This is a genomic window from Pseudonocardia hierapolitana (genome assembly GCF_007994075.1).
Lineage (GTDB): Bacteria > Actinomycetota > Actinomycetes > Mycobacteriales > Pseudonocardiaceae > Pseudonocardia > Pseudonocardia hierapolitana.
Genome location: NZ_VIWU01000001.1, coordinates 8611732 through 8632809 on the forward strand (window position 1 = coordinate 8611732; position 21078 = coordinate 8632809).

Sequence of the window (21078 nt, forward strand, 5' to 3'; positions counted from 1 at the left end):
GCCCCCTCCGCGGCCGTCAGGAGCGTCGCGAGGTGAGCGTCGAGCCGACTGAGGCGCGAGGCTTGACGCATGTAAGTCCCGGCAATCTCAGTTGTGACCGCTTCAGCGTGCTCCCCGTGCACGGGGTTCCACCCCGGGGACGGCGCCGCCAGGCCGGTCGACATCCCTCGGGCGACCAGGTCGGTGCAGCGGTCAGTCCGCGCGTTCCCGGGTCCCACCCGATTCGACCTTGTACTGTACGCCCGTCCGGTGACACGGGGAGGCTGCGGTGACGGACGGCGGAACGCCGGAGGACGGGGAGCGCAGGGACGCCGCGACCGACCTCGGTGTGCTCGCCGGCCGGTTGCTGTTCTCGGTGCAGGGCGAGCTCTTCCGGCGGCTCCACCGGGAGGGCTTCGCCGACATCGCCCCCCGCCACGGCGCCGTCCTGGCCTACCTGCGCCTGGACGGGATCCGCGCCACCGAGCTGGCCCGCCTGTCGGGCCAGCACAAGCAGGTCATCGGCAAGAACGTCGACGAGCTGGAGGCGCTGGGTTACGTCGAGCGCCGGCCCGACCCCGACGACCGGCGCGCGAAGCTCGTGGTCCCGACCGAACGCGGCCGCGCGCAGATGCGGACGGCGGACGCGATCATGGCCGAGATCGCCGAGCGGCACCGGCGCTTGCTCGGCTCGGACACCTACGACCGGTTCCTCGCGGACTTCCGCTTCGTGGTGGAGCAGCAGCGCGCCGTCGAACGGGACGACGTGCCCGCGGCCGAGGAGCCCTGAGCCGAAGCCACCCGTTCACCCCGGCACGAGCACCGGCTTGATCGTGGTGCCCGCCTTCATGGCCTCCGCCGCCATCTCGACCTCCTCCAGCGGGAAGGTGCCCACGAGCCGTCCCACCGGCAGCCGGCCCATCGCCACGAGCTCGGCCAGCCGGGGCAGGAAGACCGGCGGGTTGCTGCGCCCCTCGACGACACCGACGATGCGCTTGCTGCCGTTGACGAGGTCGGCCACGTCAATCGCAGCGGTGACGCCGAACGGGGGCACGCCCACGACCGCGGCGGTGCCGCCGATCCCGAGGCTGCGGATCGCCTCGGCCAGCACCGCGGGCACCCCGCTGCTCTCGACAAGGTACTGCGGGCCTCCGCCGGTGAGGCGCGTGACCCGCTCGCGGGCGTCCTCGGTGCGGGAGTTGACGACGTCGGTGGCGCCCAGCGCGCGGGCCACGTCGAGGCGCGAGTCCTGCACGTCGACGACGACGATCCGCCCGACGGGCAGCATCGCCGCCGCCATCACCGCCGACAGCCCCACCACACCCGCGCCGAAGACGGCCACCGCGCTGCCCGCCTCGGGGGCCAGCACGTTCAGCACCGCTCCCGCGCCGGTCTGCACACCGCAGCCCAGCGGCGCCAGCACCTCGGACGGCACGTCGGACGCCACGTCGGGGACCCGGACGGTGTTGCGCTCACGGGCCAGCGCGTAGCTCGCGAAGGACGACTGGCCGAAGAAGCTGCCGTGCACCGGCGTGCCGCCGTCCCACAGCGTGGGCGAGCCGTCCGGGCGGGCGCCGTTCGTGAAGTTGTGGGCCACGAACTCCAGGCAGCGCGACGGCTCCCCGGACACGCACCACACGCAGTGCCCGCACGAGTCGAAGGTCAGCATGACCCGGTCGCCGGGGCGCACCGAGGTCACCCCCGCCCCGACGGCCTCGACCCGTCCGGCGCCCTCGTGGCCCGCGACACCCGGCAGCGGGAACGGGAACTCCCCCGCCCGCACGGCGAGGTCGGCGTGGCACATGCCGACGGCCTCGATGCGGACGAGCACCTCGCCGGCGGCGGGGTCGTCGATCGTCAACTCCCTGCGGGTGAACGTCGCACCCGCTGCGCTGATCGTCATGGCGGTGGTCCTGCGGCTCATCGGCGCGCTGCTCCAGGTTCTGCGAGCTGGTTCGGGCGGGGTCGGGCGGATCAGCTCTCGCGGACGGCCTGGAGCTCCAGGGTGATCTCCGCCGTGTCCCCGACGAGGAGCGGACCGCCCGCCGCGGAGACGTTGCCGTTCACGCCGAACGCGGACCGCGAGACGCGCCCCGAGGCCGCGAAGCCCACGCGGAAGGCTCCGGTCTGGTCCTCGCCGTCGCCGGTGAACCGCACCTCCAGCTCGACGGGCCGGGTCGCGCCCCGGATGGTCAGGTCGCCGGCCAGCAGGAACCGGTCTCCGTCCTCGACGAGGCCGGTCGAGACGAACGTGGCGGCCGGGTGGTTCGCCGTGTCGAAGTAGTCGGCCGACCGCAGGTGGTCGTCGCGGGCGCCGACGCCGGTCGACAGGGTGGCGAGGTCGATCTGCACCTGGACGGCGGACTTCGCCAGGTCGTCGGCGATCTCCAGGGCTCCGGACAGCCCGCCGAACGTCCCCCGCACGCGCGCGGCCACGAAGCGGGCGGCGAACTGGAGGGACGAGTGGACCGGGTCGAGGGCGTACCGACCCGCGGGGATCTCGATGCTCATGGCTGCTCCTCCACGCCGGAACACCCCGACGTTAGTAATTGTTGGTGACTGTACGATCTAGTGACTACAGGGCGGCGAGCGGCCCCGTCAAGCAGCGTTGCCCGCGCCGGGCGTTCACCGCCCTGCCCAAAACCGACGGTTTCCGGAGGATCCGTGAGCGACACCAAGTTCACCGAACGCCTGACGCGGGACAACGCCGCGCTCCTGCTGGTCGACCACCAGGTCGGCCTCTACAGCGGGGTCCGCGACATCCCGCTCGCCGAGCTGAAGCACAACGTGGTCGCCCTGGTCAGGGCCGCGCAGGTGCTGGGCCTGCCGATCATCGCCACCACGACGGCCGCCGACAGCATGTGGGGGCCGACGATCCCCGAGCTGGCCGCGGTGCTGCCCGCCGACCTCCCCGTCATCGACCGCTCCACCGTCAACGCATGGGACGACCCGCGGGTGGTCGAGGCGGTCCGCGCGACGGGGCGCCGGAAGCTCATCGTCACCGGCATCTCGACCGAGGTCTGCCTGGCCTTCCCGGCGATCAGCGCCACCGCCGACGGCTTCGACGCCTACGCCGCGATCGATGCCTCGGGCACCTTCTCGCAGACCAAGCGCGAGGCCGGGCTGCTGAGAATGCAGCAGGCCGGCGTCGTCCCGGTCGACCACGCCACCGCGATCGTCGAAATCCTCGCCGACAACTCCGACCCGCTCGCCGGCGAGGTCTACGGGGCGCTCGACATGCCGTTCGCCGTGCTGGTCGGCCAGATCGCCCAGGCCCTCACCACGGCCTGAGCCGGAACCGAGCAAGGAGAGCTGGCAATGTCCGTCATCGAGCTCACGACGTTCGACGTCGCCGACGACCGCACGTCCGACATGCTGGCGGCGCGCCACGCCATGATCGAGGCGTTCCGCGCGGACCGCCGCGGCTTCGTGGCCGCGAAGCTGATCCGATTGGGCGAGCGGACCTGGCTCGACGCCGTCGAGTGGACCGACGACGCCGCCTACGACGAGTCGACGGCGAAGGGGGGCAACCGCCCGGAGATCGCGGCGTTCTTCGCGACGATCGACTCGCTGGTCGAGGTCCGCCGCGGCACGCGTTACGACGACGCCGAGGACGGGCCGCGCGCGGTGCGGACAGTCGCGTACGGGCCGCACCCCTCGCAGGTGGGCGAGCTGTACCTGCCCGCGGGCCCCGGCCCCTTCCCGGGGGTGGTGCTGTTCCACGGCGGCTACTGGGCCGCGATGTGGGACCGCAGGCAGATCCTGCCGGTGGTCGTGGACCTGCTGTCCCTCGGGGTCGCGGTCTACAACGTCGACTACCGCCGGGTGGGAGAGGACGGCGGCGGGTGGCCGGGCACGTTCGCCGACGTCGCCGCGGCGGTGGACGCGATGGCCGGCATCGATCCGGCCGTCGACGCGGAGCGGGTCGTGCTGGTCGGCCACTCGGCCGGCGGCCACCTCGCGACGTGGGCCGGGCTGCGTGGTGGGCTGCCGGCGGGCGCGGTCGGCGCGGGCCCGCACGTGCGGCCGGTCGGGGTGGTGTCGCTGTCCGGGGTGCTCGACCTGGTCGCGGCGGACGGCGAGAAGTTCGGCACCGACCTCGCGGACACCGACGCCGAACCGATCTGGGGAGCTCCGCCCCCCGCCCGGCCGCAGGTGTGGCCGGCGGTCGCCGCGACGGTGGCGGACGGGATCGTCCCGTTGCTGGTGGGCGCGCACGTCGACGAGGACCCGGAACGCCTCGCCGTCACCTCGCCCGCGCAGATGCGCGACGGCGGGGTGCCGGTGCTGGCCGTGCACGGCGACGCGGACGAAGCCGTCCCCGCCGCTTACAGCCGCACCTTCGCCGAGTCGATCACGGCGCAGGGCGGCCGGGCCGAGTTCGTCGAGTACGCCGGGGCCCGCCACTTCGACACCGTTGACCCGGCCAACCCCGTGATCTGGCCCGCGGTCCGCACGTGGATCACCGAGCGCCTCGGGACCACGCCGCCGGACGCCGGCTGACACCGGTGCGGCCGGGCCGGGCGCGAGGGTGCGCCCGGCCCGGCCGAGTCGGAGCCGCCGGCCCGCGCTCACGACCGACCCGACGGTCCCCCGTGCCGAACGTGCTGGCGCACCTCGCGGTAGTGGTGGATCTCGTAGGCCACCAGCGCGCAGAGGACGGCGGCGAGGATGCCGAGGGACGCCATCGCCGGGAGCGTCGCGACCAGCGGGATCGCGAGCAGCAGCACCGTTCCGACGACCAGCCGGACCGGGTTGACCGTGCCCAGGACGTACCGGGTGAAGCCGACGTGCGTGACCACGTACAGCACCGCCCCGCCGTAGAGCGCCGCGAGCGGGATGCCGTAGAGCGGGTCGAGGAGCGAGTGCCCCTCGCCGCCACCGATGTAGAGCAGGGCCTTCTTCAGCCCGAGCGACATCAGGATGACCCCGATGACCATCGGCAGGTGCAGGTAGGTGTACCCGCCGCGGGCCATGCGGATCTGCCGTTCCCCGCCGGCCTCGGTCAGCGCGTGCTCGGCGCGCAGCGTGACGACGTCGAAGTAGAGCCACCACAGCGCACCCGCGACGACCAGGCCCAGCGCGCTGCCGGCGATGATCGGCCAGGAGATCGGCAGCTCCGCCACCCCGATGCCGATGGACACGATCGACTCGCCCAGCGCCACGATGATGATCAGCCCGTGGCGCTCGGCGAAGTGGCGGGCCGAGTTGAGCCGCCAGGAGGCGCCGGCCAGCGCGGTGCCGACGTAGTCGCCGACGATCGCCGCCACCCAGAACGCGGTCTGCACCCAGCCATCGGTCTGCGACGCGACCAGCAGCAGCACCGTTCCCAGCACCGCGGACGGCACGACCCGCACGATCTGCCCGCGCAGCTGCGAGTCCTCGCCGCTGCACACCCAGTACATCGCCAGGTGCACCACACGCACGCAGAAGTACGCGACGGCGAACACCACCGGCCCCGACAGCCCGCCCGGCAGGTCGTGGAACGCCTCGGGGATGGTGATCGCCCCGACGAACACCGCCATCATCGCGAGGAACACGCTGAGCCGGATCACCCCCTCGTCGGCCTTCGCGACGTTGCCCAGCCACGAGTAGGCGACCCACGCCCACCACAGGACGATCAGGATCAGCACGCCGCGCAGCACCGCCTCGGCCGAGGTGTCCTCGGCCATCCAGTCGGTGACGCGGGTGAGCGCGAACACGAACACCAGGTCGAAGAACAGCTCGAGCGTCGTGACGGTGGCGCCCTCGCTCACCGTCTCGAACCGCCTGCGGCGCGGGGTGGCCATGCTCCTTCTTCCTCTGGTCGTCATGCGTCGATCTCGACCACGACCCGGCCGGCCGCGCCGGTGCGCTCGGCGGCGTCCTGCGCGTCGGCGGTGCGTTCGAGCGGGAAGCGCGCCGCGATCGGGTAGCGCAGGTCGCCCGCCGCGAGGGCCGCGGTGAGGTCGCGGGCGGCATGCTCGTTGGCCGGTTCGGGGAAGTCGTCGTTGCTGAGGAACTGGACCGTGATGTTGCGGAATGCGAGCGGCCAATACGGCAGGGACGCGCCCGGGTCGCCCGTCGCGTAGGTCGCGATCGTGCCGCCGACCGCGAGGATCTCCACATCGAGAGCGGCGTTGCCGGCGAGGTCGATCTCGGCGACGCGGTCCACGCCGTCGGGTGCGATCGCGCGGATCTGCCGTGCGGCGTCCGCTCCCAGCACGACGACGTGGTGCGCGCCCGCGGCGAGCACCTCGTCGACCTGCTCGGCGCGCCGGACCGTCGCGACGACGGTCGCGCCGCCCCGGCGTGCGACGGCGAGGGCCGCCCGGCCCACGCCGCCCAGCGGGCCGGTGACGAGCACCGTGCGCCCGGCGGCGGGGCCGCTCGCGAACACGGCGCGGTGACCGGTGATGCCGGGGATGCCGACCACGGCGGCCTGCTCCCACCCCACGCCGTCCGGGAGCCGCACCGCATGCCCGGCGGGCACGACCGTGTACTCGGCGGCGGTGCCGAACGGGCGGTAGGACTGCGCGAGGTAGACCCAGACGGGTTCGCCGACGCGCGCGGGGTCGACGCCGGGCCCGACGGCGTCGACGGTGCCCGCGCCGTCGCCGTGCGGGATCACTCGGGGGTAGGTCATGGTCGAACCCCAGTAGCCGCGCCGCTTGCCGACGTCGCCGACGTGCACGCCGGACACCGCGACCCGCACCCGGACCTCGCCGGGGCCGGGCTCGGGCGTCGGCACCTCGCCCACCCGCACGACCTCGTGCGCGGGACCCTGCTCCTCGTAGTAGGCGGCGCGCATCAGCGACCCGCCTCCTCGAGGGCCCGGCCGGCCGGGGGCGCGGCCACCGGCACCGCGCGGGGGTTCGGCGGGAACAGCGTGCCCGCCACGAGCGCCACGACCGAGCGCACGGCGATCGCGCCGACCAGGACCGTGACGGCAGCCAGTACGACCCACGACCACACGACGTGACCGGGCGGGGTGGTCGTGACCAGCCAGTGCAGCGCGACCGACGCCACGGCCGCCCAGGCGAACGTGAACGCCCAGAATCCGATCGAGAACCTCAGCCGGAGGAAGACGGGCAGCAGCCGCAGCTGGGCGAGGGCCATCAGCACGCCGTAGCCGGCCAGGAACTGCGCGACCGCGTCGACGGCGCCGCCGTGCAGCGCGAACCAGGCCGGACGGCGCCGCCGTGCAGCGCGAACCAGGCCAGGCTCGCCACGGCGGCGGGGGCGACCTCGATCGCGAGCGTGGGCGCGAGCGCCGCCGGGAGCGCCGGGCGGAAGAACAGCCGGGCCAGGATGATCGACCCGAGCACGAGCCAGCAGACCGTGCCGTAACCGAGCATCACTCGGCCCAGCGCGGGCTGCCCCACCTCGGCGGCGCTCGTGGCGGCGACCAGCCCGCCGGCGACGGTCGGCAGGAAGTAGCCGGGGTGCACCTGGTCGAGCGCGTACTCGCCGTAGATCATCTGCCCGGTGAACCACGCCCCGTGGAGCACGGTGAGGACGATGAACAGGTCCGTCAGCACGGCACCGGCCGTGGGGGCGAGCGGGGCGAGCCCGGCCGAGGCCAGGATCATCGGCGTGATCAAGGCGAGCGACAGGAACGGCGACAGGACCGGGTGGGTCAGGTCGGCGCGGAGCGATCCGGCGGGCCCGAGCGCCCAGCCGAGGTAGCCGGCGAGCACGGCCAGCCAGGTGACCGCGGCGACGGCCAGCAACGCCTGCCCGATCCACGCCGGCGCGAGCCCCGCCTCGGCCGCCACCGACCAGGTGCCCGCCAGCCCGCACAGCCCGAACGCCGCGCCGAAGGTGTTGGGGGGTATCCGGACCATCACTCCCCCGCGGTCCGCAGTGCCGCGGCACGTCCCGGCCCCACGCGCTCCCGGACGGCGGGCGCGACCTCCTCGGCGAAGAGCCGGATCTGCCGCTCGTCGGCCCCTTGCGGCCACAGCACGAACGTCGTGAACGGCTGCTCGGTGGCCAGCCGGGTCACCAGCTCGACCCAGCCCGCGACGTCGGCGCGGACCGGATCGTCGCCCGACCGCCCGAGCGGCCCGCTCGCCACCGCCCCCACCTCGACGGTTCCGACGAGCTGTGCGATCCGCCGGACGTCCGCGGGATCCCGGCCGGCCTCGCGCGCCGCCCGGTCCAGTGCCTCGTTGCTCCCGGCCCACCGCTCGTAGGGCAGGTACGACGGGATCGGAGCCGCCCAGCCGTCGGCGAGCCGTCCGGTCAACGCGAGGCTGCGCGGGCCCTGTGCCCCGACCCAGATCTCCACGCCGTCGGGCCCCGGCTCCTGACCGCCGACCCCGTGCACCCGGTAGAACTCGCCGTCGTGGTCGACGCGTGTGTCGGCGCGCCACAGCCCGCGCACGATCGAGACCGCCTCCTCCAGCGCGCGCAGCGCCTCGGGCGGGGTGCGCCGGGCCGCACCCATGGACTCGATCGCGTCCCAGTAGCCGCCCGCGCCGAGGCCGAGCTGGAAACGACCCCCGGACACCCGGCTCAGCGCGCTCGCCGTCCGGGCAAGCACGGCGGGCGGGCGGAGCGGCAGGTTGGCCACATCCGGGAACACCTGGATGCGCTCAGTGCGGGCGAGCAGGTCGCCCATGACGACGAACGCGTCGAGGTAGCGCGCCACGTAGGGGTGGTCCTGGACGCCGATGTACTCCAGGCCCGCCTGCTCGGCCACCGCCGCCAACCGGCGGGTCGCGTCGAGATCGCGGGTGGGGACCAAGGAGACGCCGAACCGCAGGTCTGTCACGGGGTTCTCCTCCTCACGAGGCCGGACGGGCGCGTGGGCCGCGCCGACTCGGACAACTCGTCACCATATAGGACTATCAAGTTAGGTGACTATATGCAAGCCGCCCCGGGCCGACTGAGCACCCGCGACCTCACAGGCCCGATCAGGCTTGTCGGTACGGTGCTACCGTACTGTCGTACCGATCTGGCCGATGAGCCAGGCCGGCAGCCCGGCCCGCACGCCCCCCGCCACACCCGCACGTCCGGCGGTGACGCCCCCGATGCCGCTCGCGGTCGACAGCACCGGCCCGCGCCCGCACCGCCGGACGACCAGAAAGGCGCCGACATGCTCCCGCCTCCCGCGTCCTCCTCACTCGGGTCCGTCAGCGGGCCCGTCCTCTTCCCCGGCGACGACGGTTTCGCCGACGAGGCGTCCGTGTTCAACACCTCCGTCGCCCACCGCCCGCACGTGATCGTCGGCGCCACCGGCATGGCCGACGTCCGGGCGGCCGTGCGCTTCGCCGCCGACCACGACCTCCCCGTCGCGGTCCTCAACACCGGCCACGGCCCCTCCGTACCTGCGGCCGGGAACGCCGTCATGATCACCACCCGCCGCATGGCCGGGGTGCGCATCGACGGCGCGACGAGGACGGCCCGCGTCGAGGCGGGCGCCCGCTGGGGGCAGGTGGTGGAGGAGGCCGCGAAGGCCGGGCTCGCACCGCTCGCCGGTTCTTCACCAGGGGTCGGCGTCGTCGGGTACACGCTCGGCGGCGGGGTCGGCGTGGCACTCGCCCGGGCGTTCGGCTACGCGGCCGACCACGTGCGGGAGATCGAGGTCGTCACCGCGGACGGCGAGCACCGCCGGGTCACGGCGGAGGCCGACGCGGACCTGTTCTTCGCCCTCCGCGGCGGCAAGGGGAACTTCGGCGTCGTCACCGCGATGGAGTTCGACCTGTTCCCCGTCACGGAGGTCTACGCGGGCGCGTTGCATTTCTCGGGCGCCGACGCGCGGACCGTGCTGGAGGCCTACGAGCAGTTCACCGCGATGGCGCCGGACGAACTCACCTCGTCGATCGTGTTCCTGCGCGCACCCGATCTGCCCTTCGTGCCCGAATTCATGCGGGGCCGGCTCACCGCATCCATCAGGATCTCCCTCCTGGGCCCGGCGGACGAGGGCGAGGAACTGATCGCGCCGTTGCGGGCGGCTGCACCCGTTCTCGCCGACACGGTGGCCACCATTCCGCACGCGCAGATCGCCTCGATCACCAACGACCCGAGCGAACCGGCCGCCGCCGTGGAGCATTTCGCCGTGCTCGACGAATTGTCGCCGTCGGCGGTGGACGCGATCCTCGACGCCACCGAATCGGATTCCGGCTCCCCCGTCACCATGGTCAACCTGACCCACCTCGGCGGCGCGCTCGGGCGGGCGCCGGAGGTGGCGAACGCAGTGGGACGGCGTGACGCCGCGTTCGCCCTCTTCGCGTTCACTGTGGTGCCGCCCGGCCAGGTGGGCCTGAGCGCCGGCACCGACGAGGGCCTGGAACTGGTGCGTCGGCTCACGCCTGCCGGGGGCGGCCGGAAGCACCCCGGCTACCTCTCACCGGCGGACGCCTCCGCCGAGAGCGTGCGCATGGCGTACGACGAGCCGACGTACGCGCGCCTCCAGGCGGCGAAGACCGCCTACGACCCACACAACATGTTCCGCTGCAACCACAACATCCCGCCCCGCACGTAGCCGCCGGGACCGGGTCATCCACCGGTTTGACCGGCATCCGGGCCGACTATATGGTGCGGCCGTGCCCACTACGAATTCACCGACCACTCGCCGAAAGCGGCGGGCCGGTGGCGAGAAGCGGATTCTCGTCCTGGACACGGTGGCCGAGGTGCTCGCCGAACGCGGATACGAGAACACGCGATTCGCCGACGTTTCGGCGGCCAGTGGTGTGGCCATCAGCACGCTGCAGAACTACTTCGGTTCCCGCCTGGACATGGTCGTCGAGGCCATGGAACTGGCCACCATCCGGGAGGTGGACGCACTGGAATCGGTGGCCGCCGCCGAACACGATCCGTGGGTGCGGCTCGTCGCGATGGTCGACCGGAGCCTGGATAACCCGCCCCGTGCCCAGCGGATGCTCGTCGAGTTCTGGCGGTCCACCATGCGCGACGACGAACTGCGCAGGTACGGCATCGAGATGTGGGAGCGCTATCGGGCACCCTTCCTGGCCGCGGTGGGCGAAGGCCGCGAGCAGGGCGCGTTCACGCCCACCGCGAGTCCCGACGACGTCGTGGACCTCGTGTTGTCCGCACTGGCCGGGGCCACCGTCTTCCGCGTCCTGCACCACCCCGCGCCGCCCCCCGGCGCCGGCTTCCGCGGCGTCCTGCTCGCCCAGCTCCGGTCGATGCTGGGACTCGGGGTTGCCGCCCGGTGACCCGAATCAGCGGGCGGAACCGCGTGGGGCTGGCTCGGCCACCCCCACGAGCGGATGACCCGAACCTGCTAGGCGTGCGCAGCGCGCTCCGAACGGCGGGCGCCGGCAGCCCGCGATGCTCACCAAACCTGCGGCCGCAGGTGGGCGTCCACGGCGTAGCCGGTCACAATGCTGGTGCGGGTCGAGGCCGGCACCCAGATCAGCACTTCGACCGCGCGGCTGGCCTGCAGCGTGCGGGCGAACGCGGCGGCGAGCTGGGTCTTCCCGACCCGGCCCAGCCCGGACACCACCTGCTGCTGCGACAACACCGCCGAGCCGCCGGCCGCGGCCGGCAGCCGGTCGGCCACGTCGCGATGCTGGAAGCAGACCGCCGACGCCGGGATTGATCCGATCACCCGCACCGGCGGAGCCGGCGCCGCCGCGGACGCCGCCGACCCACATCCAACGCATCCGCCACGCGCAGCGACCGGGCCACCGCCGCCGGCTCCGGGCGGCGAGCCCGCGGACTTGCTCACGTCACCCGTCTCGGCCGCGCTACAACCACCGGGCCCGAAGCGCGGGCGGATCCACGTATGTCCTCTGCACCACCGGCTGCAGGATCGGCGCCGCCCCCGGATACCCCCGCGTCCGCGGGGTCCGGCGCGTAGTCGCTCGCCGGACCGCCCACGACGTCCAACCCGGAGCGCGGTCGGGTCCGGCCACGCCTCGCCGACCTGTGCGGTGTCGGCACCGGATCGCCCGAATCCGCGGCGGCCGCGCGCTCGGCCACCCGCCGCAGTCGCAGCGGGCGCTGTCCTGCTCGCTGTTGCTCCGTCATCGGCCCAGCGTGCGCGCACCGGGGGCGCGGTCCCGCCCCGGTTACGGACGCGCTGGCATCGGGGTCGCTGTGACCTCCGGGCCCGGGTTCCGACCCCGGAACGCCTCAAGTCTCAGTTCAGCACGGAAGCAACGAGCCCGATCCGGAGCCGTCGCGCCGGACCGGGGCCGCCTCGAGCAGTTGGTCGCCGTGCTCCGTCCTCTCCACCTTCCGGCTCGCCGCGCGAAGAGCTCGACTCCGAGGTCCGCCTCGAGCCTGCGGATCTGCTGGCTCAGCGGCGCTGCGCCATGCGCAGAGACCGGTCATGTCCCCGGTGGCGGTGTAAGTCCGTGGCCTCGACGGCGTGCCTGAGCAGGTAAGAGGGGCCACCACGTGAGTCGCTGCGTGAACCCGCCATGGAACACTTAGAGAGGTGCCACGCGATCGCGGTGCCCTGACGCACTCGCCCGTCTGGCGCTCCCAGCCCGCGACCTTCTGCATTCCCTGGTCGAGCTGCACGCCCCGCGTCACCCGGGTGGCGACGATCTGCCAGTAGCTCATCTCCAGCAGTTGGAAGCGGAGCATGACCTCGCCGTAGGCGCCGAACAGGAGGAACCGCGAGACGCTGGCGTCAGGCCGAGCCATCGTCAGACACGCCGGGCGGCCTCGACCGTCGGGGGTACGTCGCACAACCGACTACCGACCGGAGGCACAACCCGCCTCACGGTCCCAGCAGCTCCGCACCGGTTGCGGTCTCCGCTCCGGCGCCGCCGGCGCCGGCTCAGCTCCCGCACCCGGTCGTCCGGCGGCCGGGCCGGACCGATTCCACGTCGCGGTCGTCGAGCACGGCAGCCCGGGTGCCCCCATCCAGGCGCGCTGCGCGAGCCGCTGCACGGCGCCGTCGTCGTGGACCTCCATACCGACGAGGCCCTGCACGACGTGCTCGATCGCCGCCACGATCGTCCGGGCCGCGTCTGCGGCCACTCGCCCCGCATGACGTCCCGGCGTCCAACCCCAGCCGGGCGATCCGCTCGGCCAGCGACCCCGCGTGCACCCGCTCCAGGTGCTCCGCCTCAAACACCACGCGGGCGTACTCGCCGGTCTGCACCTTCGCCCGTGCTGCACCTCCGGCGCATCGAGCCGAGCGGCATGTTCTCCACCTACGTCGACTGCTTCGAGCGTGTCTGGGCCGACGCTGCGCCGATGAACAACCCTGCACGCGGGCGTAGCCACACTAAGTTTTGACGACGTGACAGATTCCGAGACCCGAAAGCAGCTGTGACTATTGTCGGGATCGGTCGATGCCGCACAAGCGCTGTGCCGATACCGCCGCAGCTCGGAAGCACCCTCTCCAGCTTCGGGCCGATTCTCGCCGCGGTCCTCGTCACCTCCACCGACAGCGTCTGGCCCGTCGCCGCCCTCGCCGTCGTGGCCGCCGCAGCCGCCGCGTGGGCCGTCTCCCGCCCTGACGCCCGATAGCATCCGCGGACGTGACGGCCGGCGCAGACGAAGAGCTCATCACGTCCGATGCGGTCCGAAGCGCGCTGGCCGAAGCCTGCCCCGGCGTCCGGGTGGGGACGCTCCGGCGGCTCGACGCCGGATACACCAGCAGGCAGTGGGTTGCCGACACGGACGAGGGCCCGCTACTGGTCAAGGCACCCGTGCGGGACACCGACCCCGAGCACCTCCGACGGTTGATCGCCACCACCCGTCGTGCGGGTGAGGGCGGCGTGCCCGTGGTGCGGTTCCGCGCCTTCGTGCCGAGGAGCAGGGCGCTCGAGCGCCCGGTGCTCGTGCAGGAGTACCAGCGGGGCACCCCTGCCGATGAGGCATGGGAGTCGATGGATCCCGCCGGGCGGACGAGGTTCGCCGAGGACCTCGGCCAGGTCGTGGGCCGAGTCCACTCCTGCGCCGGCCCGTGGTTCGGTGACGTGCTCGGCACCGAGAAGTACCCGGACCGGACGAGCTTCCTGCGCGCCCTGGTGGACTCCCGGCTGGCCGAGGCCCCGGAGGACCTCACCTCGGCCGGTCGGGCCGGCCTGTCGGCAGCGATCCACGGGGCCATCGACGCCCTGCCCGCGGACGACAGCCCTTCACTGACCCACGGCGACCTGTGGCGCCAGAACGTCATCCTCCGCGACCGAAGGATCGCGTGCCTGCTCGACTTCGAGCACGGCCGCTACGCGGACCGCTTCCTCGACTTCGGCAAGCTCGACGAGCACGTCTTCGACGCGTTCCCGGAGGGGAGAGCGGCGTTCCTCGACGCCTACGGCGCGGTCTGCCCGCTCCCGGACGACTGGGAGTCCCGGGTCCGCCTCGGCCACGCCATCCACGCGTTGTCCATGAGCGTCTACTTCCTGCGGTGGACGCCGAAGTGGGCACCGCAGTACGTGCGGGAGTTGGAGCAGTGGCTGGCCACCCGGCCATGACCGCTCACCGGGAACCGCCTTGCGCGACGGCCCGGCCGCCTCGATGATCCGCGCGATGACGCTCTCCCCTGACGACCGCGCGGCAATCGTCGAGCTGATCTCGCTCCACGGGCACGTCTTCGACGACGGCGACCTCGACCGGTTGGACGTCCTGTTCACCCCTTCGGTTGTCTACGACGTGTCGGAGCTCGGTGGTGGCGCTCTCCACGGCATCGACGCCATCCGCACCGCCGCGCTCGCGCTGGGCGACCACAACCCGGTCGGCCACCACGTCACCAACGTCGTCGTCACCGAGCACGGGGACGGCAGGGCCGGCGTCCGGTCGAAGGGCATCGGGGTGAACGCCGACGGGACCGTGGGAAGCGTCACGTACGAGGACACGGTCGTCGCCACGGAGGCGGGCTGGCGGATCGACCACCGCAGGGTCGTGCCCCGGCGCGTTCCGCTGAACGGTCGGCGAGCCTGATCCGGTGGAACCGATCTCCTGGGAACTCCCGCACACCCACCGGAGCGCTTCCGGACAGGTCCGCTGGAACCGGTTGGGCCCTCCGGACGCGCCTGCGGTCGTCCTCCTGCACGGCACGCCGTTCTCGTCCTACGTGTGGCGCGGGGTGGCACGGGCACTGGCGCGTCGGCATCGCGTGTACGTCTGGGACATGCCCGGCTACGGGGCGTCGGAGAAGTTCGAGGGCCAGGACGTCTCACTGGCCGCCGAAGCGAGCGTCTTCGTCGAGCTGCTCCGCATGTGGGAGCTGACCGATCCGATCGTGATCGCCCACGACTCCGGCGGTGCCATCGCGCTCGGCGCCCACCTCCTGGACGGGGTGCGGTACCGGAAGCTGGCCCTCGTCGACGCCGTCTCGCTGCCACCGTGGGGAAGCGACTTCTCCGCGCTGGTCGGCGAGCACGCGGACGTGTTCGTGCGTCTCCCGCCCGCGGCGCACGAGGCGCTGCTGCGCGAGTACGTCGGCTCGGCCAGCAGCCCGGGCCTGCACCCGGCCACGCTCGAAGCGCTCGTCGCGCCGTGGGTCGCCGACGGGCAGGCAGCGTTCTACCGCCAGCTCGCCGCCCGGCGGGGCGACCGGAGCTACACCGATGCGATGCAAGACCGCTACCCGAGGATCAGCATCCCAGTCAGCGTCATCTGGGGTGAGGACGACACCTGGGTCCCGGTCGAACGAGGACGCGAGCTGGCCTCGCGCATCCCGGGCGCGCAGCTGCGTGTCATCCCCGGCGCGGGCCATCTCGTGCACGAGGACCAGCCCGCGGAGCTGACCGCCGCCTTGTTCGAGTTCCTCGGCGAAGGCGTCAGGCCGGCGGGGCGGCCTTCTCCCCCTTCGGCGTGACCACGAACCAGATGCCGTCGGCGCCGTTCTGGCCCGCTGTGGTGAGCATCCCGTCGTCGTCGCGGTTGCGGTAGAGCGGCCACCCGGCGAGCGTGAGTTGGGAGGTGCCGTCGGCGCGCTGCATCCGGCCGACCTGCTCTTCCTTGACGCCCGCGAGGTCGAGCTCCTGATCCGGTGGGGCGGTGACGGGGATCCAGGTCTGCAGACACTGGTCGGTGCAGGCCGAGGTCGGTGGGTCGGCGCGGTCGGCGTCCGAGCGGTAGATCAGATGGCCCGAGCCGTCGGTGAGGACGATCCCGAGCGGGCCGGTCTGCACTGCGTACAGCGTGGGCGCGGGGACGACGGCACCGGAGCCGTGGCCACCACCATGGCCGCCACCATGGCCGCCGCCGTGCCCGCCCTGGGCTTCGGGCGCCGCGGCGGCTGCTGGCTGGTGCCCGGCGTGTTCGGCGTGCTCGTCCGGCTCCGAGGGACCGCAGGCTGCGGTACCGAAGGCTGCGACGCTGACCAAGGCCACGAGCAAGATGCGGGACAAGGGGGAGCGAATCACGGAGCCCGATCCTGCTCCACGCGTGTCGTGTCGCCGCCGTGAGCGGGGACGGCAGTCGCTCGACGGTGCCCGTCGCGCCGTCGGCGGTTCTCGATCGGTACGGTCGGCCCAATGGCGCTGATCAACGCTATAGGCCACCTGGACGAACGCCGGCTCGAGCGCCTCCTGCGCGGCCGGCCCCGTCCCGAGCACGTCGGCATCGTGATGGACGGCAACCGCCGGTGGGCCCGGCAGGCCGGTTTCGCCGACCCTCGGCTCGGCCACCGCTTCGGCTCGGAGCACGTCGCGACCCTGCTGGGCTGGTGCCGGGACCTCGACATCCGGCAGGTCACCGTGTTCGTCGCGTCCACCGACAACCTCGCGAAACGCCATTCGGACGAGGTGGCCCACCTCATGCAGCTCGTCGAGGACGTCGTCGCGGAGCAGCTCGCCCACCCGTCCAGCCCGTGGCGGGTGCACCTCGCCGGCCGGCTCGACATGCTCCCCGACTCCACGAGGCATGCGCTCAAGCACGCCGCCGAGGTCACACGGACGCGGCACACCGACGCCGACGTCACGATCGCGATCGCCTACGGCGGTCGCGAGGAGATCGTCGACGCCGTGCGTTCGTTGCTCGACGAGGAGGCGAGGGCGGGCGCTACGGCGCGCGAGCTCGCCGAGCGGATCACCGACGCCGACATCGCTGCGCACCTCTACACCGCCGGCCGAGCCGATCCGGACCTGATCATCCGGACGAGCGGTGAGCGGCGCCTCTCCGGGTTCCTCATCTGGCAGTCCACCCGCTCCGAGCTGCACTTCTGCGACAGCCACTGGCCCGGGTTCCGCCGCATCGACCTCCTGCGTGCGCTGCGCGCCTACGCCGCCCGCCGGGCTGGAACATAACGACAATCATTGTCGTTCAAGGTGGCGTCCACGAAGTCGAGCCGATGCAGGAGGCCGCCATGCACCGCGACATCCACCCCGCCTACGGTCCCGTTGTCTACCAGGACCGGTCCACCGGGCAGGCGTTCCTCACCCGCTCCACGGCGACGTCGGCCGAGACGATCGCCTGGGAGGACGGCAACACCTATCCGCTGATCCGCGTCGACATCACCGCGTACTCGCACCCGTTCTGGACCGGGGCCCAGCGCGTTCTCGACTCGGCGGGCCAGGTGGAGAAGTTCCGCCGCCGGTACGGCGGGCGCGGCCGCTGATCGTCAGGGGACGGGCAGGACCTGGCGCGGCAGCAGCTCCGTGACGACCGTGCCGTTGCGGGCGTCGCGGGGCTGCCACTCGCGCGGGTAGCCGAGCGACGCCTCGACGAAGCGCACGCCGTCCTCCCAGGTCACGCGCGGGATGTGCAGGTGCCCGTACACGACGGCGGCCGCGCGGTAGCGCACATGCCATTCGGCCGTGCGGGTGGTGCCGCACCAGAGCGCGAACTCGGGGTGACGCAGGACCTCGGTGGGGTGGCGGGTGAGCGGCCAGTGGTTCACCAGCACCGTCGGCAGGTCCGGATCGCACGCGTCGAGCCTGCGCTCCGACTCCTCGACCCGCGCGGCGCACCACGCCGCCCGGTCCGGGTACGGGTCGGGGTGCAGGAGGTGCTCGTCGGTGCACACCACGCCTGCGGCGTACGCGGCGGCGAGGCCCTCCTCGACCGTCGAGGTGCCCGCCGGGAGGAACGAGTAGTCGTAGAACGCGAAGAGCGGCGCGACGGTGACCGGGCCGCCGGGGCCGACCCAGACCGGGAACGGGTCCTCCGGGGTCAGCACGTCCAGCTCACGGCAGGCCTGCACGAGCGCGAGGTAGCGCTGCACGCCGCGCAGCTGCACCGGGTCCTTCCCGCGCGTCCACAGCTCGTGGTTGCCGGGCACCCACAACACCCGGGCGAACCGCTCGCGCAGCAGGCCCAGCGCCCAGGTGACGTCCTGGACCTGCTCGGCGACGTCGCCTGCGACGATCAGCCAGTCGCCGTCAGTTGTTGGGCGCAGGGACTCGACGACGGCACGGTTGTCCGGGTAGCGCACGTGCAGGTCGCTGACGGCCACGAGCCGGGGGAAGGTCACCCCGATAGTCGTACCTGACGCTCGCCGAACCGGGTGGCCAGGATCGACTTACCGACGGTAACTTCGGTCCTGGCGACGATCGGGGAGTGCGATGAGCGCGGTTGCAGAGGTGCGGCGGGCGATCCGGTGGGGAGTGCGGCACGGGTTCGTCCGGAAGGCGCTGGGCAAGCGCCGGCGGGAGGGCGACATCACCGCCCGTCTCATGCTCGAACCGGACTTCGTCGCCGACCCGTTCCCGCACTACGCGACGATCCGGGCGCAGGCTCGCGTCGTCAGCAACGGGATCGTGCTCAACACCGCACACCACGACCTCTGCACCGCGATCCTGCGCAGCCCCGACTTCGGCGTCGTCGGTGGGCCGAGCGGGCGGCCACCTGCCCTGCTGCGGTATGCCGTCTCCGCCGGGGGGCGCGGACCGCTCGGGCCGGTGGAGCCGCCGTCGATGCTCGCGACCGACCCACCGGATCACACCCGTTACCGCAAGCTCGTGACCAGGGCGTTCAGCGCCAGGGCGGTGGCCGCGCTGCGGTCGCGTACCGAGGAGATCGCCACGGAGCTGCTCGACGGGATGGCAGCGGGGGGCGCAGCCGCCGACCTGATCGAGGACTACGCGAGCCTGCTGCCGGCCACCGTCATCGCCGAGATGCTCGGTGCCCCCGTCGAGATGCGGCGGCAGTTCCTGCACTGGGGCGAGGGTGCGGCGCTCTCGTTGGACGCGGGGCTGACGTACTCCCAGTTCCGCCGTTCCGAGCGCGACATCGAGGCGTTGCAGGAGTGGATGCAGGGCCACTTCGCGCACCTGCGCCGCCATCCAGGCGACAACATCCTCTCCGCGCTCGTGCACGCCCACGACGACGGGGAGCGGCTCACCGAGGACGAGCTCACCAGCATCGCGATGCTGCTGCTCGCCGCGGGGTTCGAGACCACGGTGAACCTCATCGGCAACGGTGTCGGGCTCCTCACCGCCCACCCCGACCAGCTCGCCCTGCTGCGCGCCGAGCCGCAACGCTGGCCCCGCGCGGTGGAGGAGATCCTGCGCGTCGACTCCCCGGTCCAGCGCACGGGTCGCGTCGCGCACCGCGACACCGAGGTCGCCGGTGAGCGGTTCCGCGCCGACCAGGTCGTCATACTCATGCTCGGCGGCGCCAACCGTGACCCGGCCGTCTTCGCCGACCCCGACCGGTTCGACGTCACCCGCCCGAACGCAGGCGATCACCTCGCCTTCTCCAGCGGAGCGCACTTCTGCCTCGGTGCCGCGCTCGCCCGGATGGAGGGGGAGGTCGGCCTGCGGGCCCTCTTCGACCGGTTCCCCGACCTCGCCCTCGCCGGCCCGCCCCGCCGCCGCCCCACCCGGGTGCTGCGCGGCTACGCGTCGATGCCGGCGCGCCTCTCCCCCGCCACCGTCGGCGCCTGAGCCGCGCACCGCGGAATCAGAACGCCCGACTCGCCGCGCCCGAACGCACGACTCGCCGTGGCCGAACGCAAGACTCGCCGTGGCCGAACGCAGGACTCACCGTGTTGAAACGCAAGACTCGCCGGGATGTGGCTCGTACCCCGGCGAGTCCGACATCCCGACGCGCCGAGTCCGACATTTCCACGCGGCGAGTCCGACATCTCGACGCGGTGAGTCCGACCTCTCGACGCGGCGAGTCCGACGTCTCGACGCGGTGAGTCCGACATTTCGACGCGGTGAGTGCCGCGTTCCGGCGCCTGGCTAGAGGAGTGCAGCGAGGGCGGCTTCTGCTTGGGCATGCAGGGAGGCGAGGCGGGCGGCTCCGCCGTCGGCCTCGGCCCGGCCACCCATGACCCCGCCCGCGTAGCGGGTGTAGACGCCTGCGCCGATGCAGGCCGAGCGCCAGCGGGCGAAGGCGACGTAGACGTCCAGCTCGTCCTGGAGCGCCGCGAGGTCGCGGCCCGAGCGCTCGGCGTACCGCGCGACGAGGTCGGAACGCCCGGGGTAGCCCTCGACGAGGCTCGGGCCCGGGATTGTCGGGGGCACCTCGTCGCCGGGACGCCCCCAGGAGGCCAGCAGCCAGCCGAGGTCGGCGAGCGGGTCGCCGATGGCGGCGAGCTCCCAGTCGAACACCGCGCGGACCCGGCCGTCGGGGCCGACGGAGAGGTTGCCCGGCCGGAAGTCGCCGTGGGCGATGCAGTCCCTCGACGGCGGCAGGTCGGCGGCCCGTTCCACCAGCCGTGCGTGCGCGGCGTCGACGGCCGACAGATCCGGCACGGTGGACTCGTGCACCTGCCGGTGCCAGCGACGCAGCTGGCGTTCCAGGTAGCGGCCGGGGCGGCGCAGGTCGGCGAGGCCGACGGCGTCCGGGTCGACGGCGTGCAGGTCGGCCAGCACGTCGACGAGGTCCAGGCCCGCGGTAGGGCGGGCCGCGGGTGCGAGGCGGTGGCCGGATGCCTCGTCGCCCAGCACCTCCCCGTCGACGAACTCGGTGAGGTAGAACGGCGCGCCGATCACGTCCGGGTCTGGGCAGAACGCCACCGGCGGGGGCACCGGCACGGCGGTGGGCGCGAGCGCGCTGATGAAGCGCCACTCCCGGCCCATGTCGTGCGCGGTGGCGAGCACCATCCCGGTGGGCGGGCGGCGCAGCGCGAACCGGCCGCCTGCGGCATCGGTGATGCAGTAGGTGAGGTTGGAGTGGCCGCCCGAGATCGGTTCGACGGCGACGGGAACGCCTCCGACCGCCACCTGCGGCACCTCGCGGCGCAGCCAGTCGGTCAGTGGCCCGGGCGGAACGGCGTCGTTCATGGCG

Annotated in this window: 22 protein-coding genes; 11 read left to right on the plus strand and 11 right to left on the minus strand. The window is 73.0% G+C overall.

Features of this window, described 5'->3' with window-relative positions; genetic code table 11:
- Window positions 1–268: 268 nt before the first annotated feature.
- Window positions 269–769 carry a MarR family winged helix-turn-helix transcriptional regulator gene (locus FHX44_RS40675; protein ID WP_212612880.1) on the plus strand — a complete coding sequence of 167 codons (501 nt, stop codon included), beginning with the start codon at window positions 269–271 and terminating at the stop codon, window positions 767–769.
- Between the two features lie 15 nt (window positions 770–784).
- Here FHX44_RS40675 and FHX44_RS40680 read toward each other — a convergent pair whose 3' ends face one another.
- The gene (locus FHX44_RS40680; protein WP_147260618.1) at window positions 785–1903 is read right to left on the minus strand and encodes an NAD(P)-dependent alcohol dehydrogenase; all 1119 of its coding nucleotides are present in this window, start codon (window positions 1901–1903) and stop codon (window positions 785–787) included.
- A gap of 50 nt (window positions 1904–1953) precedes the next feature.
- Complete coding sequence (locus tag FHX44_RS40685) at window positions 1954–2490, minus strand: YceI family protein (RefSeq protein ID WP_147260619.1); 537 nt, start codon at window positions 2488–2490, stop codon at window positions 1954–1956.
- Between the two features lie 153 nt (window positions 2491–2643).
- Here FHX44_RS40685 and FHX44_RS40690 point away from each other — a divergent pair, with 153 nt between their 5' ends.
- The gene (locus tag FHX44_RS40690) at window positions 2644–3270 is read left to right on the plus strand and encodes an isochorismatase family protein (RefSeq protein ID WP_147260620.1); all 627 of its coding nucleotides are present in this window, start codon (window positions 2644–2646) and stop codon (window positions 3268–3270) included.
- 27 nt (window positions 3271–3297) lie between these two features.
- On the plus strand, window positions 3298–4482 hold the full coding sequence (locus tag FHX44_RS40695) for an alpha/beta hydrolase family protein (RefSeq protein WP_147260621.1): 1185 nt from the start codon (window positions 3298–3300) through the stop codon (window positions 4480–4482).
- A 68-nt stretch (window positions 4483–4550) separates the two neighbouring features.
- Here the strand turns inward: FHX44_RS40695 and FHX44_RS40700 are convergent, their stop codons facing one another.
- The 5 genes from FHX44_RS40700 to FHX44_RS40715 are packed head-to-tail and all read right to left on the minus strand — an operon-like array spanning window position 4551 to window position 8737.
- Window positions 4551–5768 (minus strand): low temperature requirement protein A, encoded by a 1218-nt coding sequence (locus FHX44_RS40700; RefSeq protein WP_147260622.1) that lies wholly within the window; start codon window positions 5766–5768, stop codon window positions 4551–4553.
- Window positions 5769–5788: 20 nt separating this feature from the next.
- Window positions 5789–6769, minus strand: a complete 981-nt coding sequence (locus FHX44_RS40705) for an NADPH:quinone reductase (protein WP_147260623.1) — start codon at window positions 6767–6769, stop codon at window positions 5789–5791.
- Window positions 6769–7077: a TDT family transporter gene (locus FHX44_RS42965; protein ID WP_212612881.1), complete on the minus strand. Its 309-nt coding sequence runs from the start codon at window positions 7075–7077 to the stop codon at window positions 6769–6771. Before FHX44_RS42965 ends, FHX44_RS40705 begins: the two co-directional genes overlap by 1 nt.
- Window positions 7077–7805 (minus strand): SLAC1 family transporter, encoded by a 729-nt coding sequence (locus tag FHX44_RS40710; protein WP_212612882.1) that lies wholly within the window; start codon window positions 7803–7805, stop codon window positions 7077–7079. The genes FHX44_RS42965 and FHX44_RS40710 overlap by 1 nt, the downstream gene beginning before the upstream one ends.
- Window positions 7805–8737: an LLM class flavin-dependent oxidoreductase gene (locus tag FHX44_RS40715; RefSeq protein ID WP_147260624.1), complete on the minus strand. Its 933-nt coding sequence runs from the start codon at window positions 8735–8737 to the stop codon at window positions 7805–7807. Before FHX44_RS40715 ends, FHX44_RS40710 begins: the two co-directional genes overlap by 1 nt.
- A gap of 324 nt (window positions 8738–9061) precedes the next feature.
- On the opposite strand from FHX44_RS40715, the gene FHX44_RS40720 reads away from it, so the two are divergent.
- Complete coding sequence (locus FHX44_RS40720; RefSeq protein WP_147260625.1) at window positions 9062–10450, plus strand: FAD-binding oxidoreductase; 1389 nt, start codon at window positions 9062–9064, stop codon at window positions 10448–10450.
- 61 nt (window positions 10451–10511) lie between these two features.
- Window positions 10512–11144: a TetR/AcrR family transcriptional regulator gene (locus FHX44_RS40725; protein WP_147260626.1), complete on the plus strand. Its 633-nt coding sequence runs from the start codon at window positions 10512–10514 to the stop codon at window positions 11142–11144.
- Window positions 11145–11263: 119 nt separating this feature from the next.
- Here FHX44_RS40725 and FHX44_RS40730 read toward each other — a convergent pair whose 3' ends face one another.
- Window positions 11264–11491 carry a hypothetical protein gene (locus FHX44_RS40730; protein ID WP_147260627.1) on the minus strand — a complete coding sequence of 76 codons (228 nt, stop codon included), beginning with the start codon at window positions 11489–11491 and terminating at the stop codon, window positions 11264–11266.
- Between the two features lie 1939 nt (window positions 11492–13430).
- Here FHX44_RS40730 and FHX44_RS40735 point away from each other — a divergent pair.
- The 3 genes from FHX44_RS40735 to FHX44_RS40745 are packed head-to-tail and all read left to right on the plus strand — an operon-like array spanning window position 13431 to window position 15715.
- Window positions 13431–14369, plus strand: coding sequence for a phosphotransferase family protein (locus tag FHX44_RS40735; protein WP_170309254.1), 939 nt, complete (start codon window positions 13431–13433; stop codon window positions 14367–14369).
- A gap of 55 nt (window positions 14370–14424) precedes the next feature.
- Complete coding sequence (locus FHX44_RS40740) at window positions 14425–14835, plus strand: nuclear transport factor 2 family protein (protein WP_147260629.1); 411 nt, start codon at window positions 14425–14427, stop codon at window positions 14833–14835.
- A 13-nt stretch (window positions 14836–14848) separates the two neighbouring features.
- Window positions 14849–15715: an alpha/beta fold hydrolase gene (locus FHX44_RS40745; protein ID WP_147261884.1), complete on the plus strand. Its 867-nt coding sequence runs from the start codon at window positions 14849–14851 to the stop codon at window positions 15713–15715.
- Here FHX44_RS40745 and FHX44_RS40750 read toward each other — a convergent pair.
- Window positions 15678–16232: a hypothetical protein gene (locus FHX44_RS40750; protein WP_147260630.1), complete on the minus strand. Its 555-nt coding sequence runs from the start codon at window positions 16230–16232 to the stop codon at window positions 15678–15680. The genes FHX44_RS40745 and FHX44_RS40750 overlap by 38 nt on opposite strands.
- A gap of 144 nt (window positions 16233–16376) precedes the next feature.
- Here FHX44_RS40750 and uppS point away from each other — a divergent pair, with 144 nt between their 5' ends.
- Window positions 16377–17147 carry a polyprenyl diphosphate synthase gene (gene uppS, locus FHX44_RS40755; protein WP_147260631.1) on the plus strand — a complete coding sequence of 257 codons (771 nt, stop codon included), beginning with the start codon at window positions 16377–16379 and terminating at the stop codon, window positions 17145–17147.
- A gap of 59 nt (window positions 17148–17206) precedes the next feature.
- On the plus strand, window positions 17207–17458 hold the full coding sequence (locus FHX44_RS40760; protein ID WP_147260632.1) for a type B 50S ribosomal protein L31: 252 nt from the start codon (window positions 17207–17209) through the stop codon (window positions 17456–17458).
- A 3-nt stretch (window positions 17459–17461) separates the two neighbouring features.
- On the opposite strand, the gene FHX44_RS40765 is transcribed toward FHX44_RS40760, so the two are convergent.
- Window positions 17462–18313: a metallophosphoesterase family protein gene (locus FHX44_RS40765; RefSeq protein WP_212612883.1), complete on the minus strand. Its 852-nt coding sequence runs from the start codon at window positions 18311–18313 to the stop codon at window positions 17462–17464.
- A gap of 91 nt (window positions 18314–18404) precedes the next feature.
- Between FHX44_RS40765 and FHX44_RS40770 the strand changes: the two genes are divergently transcribed.
- Window positions 18405–19727 carry a cytochrome P450 gene (locus FHX44_RS40770; protein WP_147260633.1) on the plus strand — a complete coding sequence of 441 codons (1323 nt, stop codon included), beginning with the start codon at window positions 18405–18407 and terminating at the stop codon, window positions 19725–19727.
- Window positions 19728–20027: 300 nt separating this feature from the next.
- Here the strand turns inward: FHX44_RS40770 and FHX44_RS40775 are convergent, their stop codons facing one another.
- The gene (locus tag FHX44_RS40775) at window positions 20028–21074 is read right to left on the minus strand and encodes a phosphotransferase family protein (RefSeq protein WP_147260634.1); all 1047 of its coding nucleotides are present in this window, start codon (window positions 21072–21074) and stop codon (window positions 20028–20030) included.
- Window positions 21075–21078 lie beyond the last annotated feature (4 nt).